The sequence below is a fragment of the Actinomycetospora sp. genome, assembly GCF_036497585.1.
GTDB lineage: Bacteria > Actinomycetota > Actinomycetes > Mycobacteriales > Pseudonocardiaceae > Actinomycetospora.
The window spans coordinates 1-1,635 of the sequence record NZ_DASXJD010000138.1 but is presented as its reverse complement, the minus strand read 5'-3'; the positions used below and the strand labels follow the sequence as shown (position 1 = coordinate 1,635).

At 76.0% G+C, this 1,635-nt stretch carries 2 protein-coding genes; one reads left to right on the top strand and one right to left on the bottom strand.

All coding sequences use genetic code 11. The features are described 5' to 3' along the window. Positions 1-198: 198 nt before the first annotated feature. Positions 199-705, bottom strand: a complete 507-nt coding sequence (locus tag VGH76_RS13685; RefSeq protein WP_414637723.1) for a metallopeptidase family protein — start codon at positions 703-705, stop codon at positions 199-201. 378 nt (positions 706-1,083) lie between these two features. On the opposite strand from VGH76_RS13685, the gene VGH76_RS13680 reads away from it, so the two are divergent. Continuing rightward, complete coding sequence (locus VGH76_RS13680; RefSeq protein WP_331557234.1) at positions 1,084-1,440, top strand: DUF3499 domain-containing protein; 357 nt, start codon at positions 1,084-1,086, stop codon at positions 1,438-1,440. Positions 1,441-1,635: the final 195 nt, after the last annotated feature.

Sequence of the window (1,635 nt, the reverse complement as noted above, 5' to 3'; positions counted from 1 at the left end):
GTTCAGCGCGGCCGACCGTGCCGCGGTGGACGCCGTGCACGCGGCGGCCGTCGAGGCCGGGGTCGAGGTGCTGCACGCGCCGCGCGAGTGGCCGGAGTACCACCCGGGCTACTACGGGGTGTTCCTGCGCGATCCCGACGGTCACAACGTCGAGGCCGTGACCCACGGGTTCTGATCAGGCGGGTTCTGCTCCCGCGGTCAGCCCTCGCCGTCGACGGTGTCGGGCTCGACGCCGAGGTACTCGGCGATCTGCTCGACGAGCACGTCGTGCAGCAGGTCCGCGAGGTCCTCGCCGTCGAGCGCGCGCGCCTCGATGGGGCGGCGGTAGAGCACGATGCGGGCGCGGGTCGCGGCGCCGCGGCGGTCGACGCCCGCGGGGACGAGCCGGGCGAGCGGGATCTCCCCGTCGCCGACCACGCCGTCCTCGTCCGGGGCGGCGTCGCCGATGTCGGGCACGTCGTCGACCGCGACGTCGAGCTCCTCGAGCTCCGAGCCCCAGCGGTCCTCGATGGGCTCGAGGGCCTCGAGGACGACGGCGTCGAAGCGCTCCGCCCGGGTCCGCGCCGCGGGCGAGCCCGCCGGGTACAGCGGCGCGCGCATCCCGCGGCCGCGCCGGTCACGGCGTCGTCGCGGGCGGATCGGCAGCGGGGGCCGCGCCGAGCCGCGATCCGACCGGTCGCCGGTGCGCGTGCCACCTCTCGCCACGACGCGCGAGCCTACGCCGCCGGGGGCGTGGTGGACGTCCGGCCGGGAGAGTGGCGCGGCGGGGCGCTGGCTGCTGACTCCGCTTTTCTTGATCACCACCACGTGAGGCAGGGCGCGGGGCGGTCGGGGCTGCGCGGCGTGCCCCTCGTGGGCCGGGCCGCCCCCACTCCGTTGATCAGGAGCACAGCAGACAGGAGGCGGACCGGCCCGGCCTGCGTGGTGTGCTCCTCGCTGACGCGCCGCGCCCGACCTGGACCGGTGGGATCGTCCGGACACGACCGGGACGTGACCGGACGGTGACGTCCGAGCCCCGACGCGCCGAGCGCGCCTGTGCGGCGCCGGGGCGCGAGGCGACTATGGTTCCGGCTCGTGCGAGGAGTGCGGAAGTGCTCACGGACCGGGTGCGGCCGGGCGGCCGTCGCCACGCTGACGTACGTCTACTCCGATTCGACGGCCGTCGTGGGTCCGTTGGCCACCAGTGCGGAGCCGCATTCGTACGACCTCTGTGAGCACCACGCCCTGCGCCTCACCGCCCCCCGGGGCTGGGAGGTCGTGCGCTACGAGGGCGAGTTCCCGTCCGAGCCCTCCGCCGACGACCTCACCGCGCTCGCCGAGGCGGTGCGGGAGGCCGGGCGGGCGGAGCCACCGAGCGAGGCCGTGGGGCAGGTCGGGGCGGTCGCCGGCACCGGACGGCGCGGGCACCTGCGGGTGCTGCCGGACCCCTCCGGTTCCTGACGGATTCCCGCCCGGCGACCGGCACACCATCGGGTGGCCGCCATGCCGCACGGTGTCGGGCACGGCCGATACGCTGGCCGACGTGAGCAGTTCAGCGCCAGCTCAGCACGCCAGTACCGAGACCGCGGACGCCGCGCGCGCCCGGGTGGTCAGCCAGGTGATCAAGGCCTATGACGTCCGGGGCCTCGTCGGGGA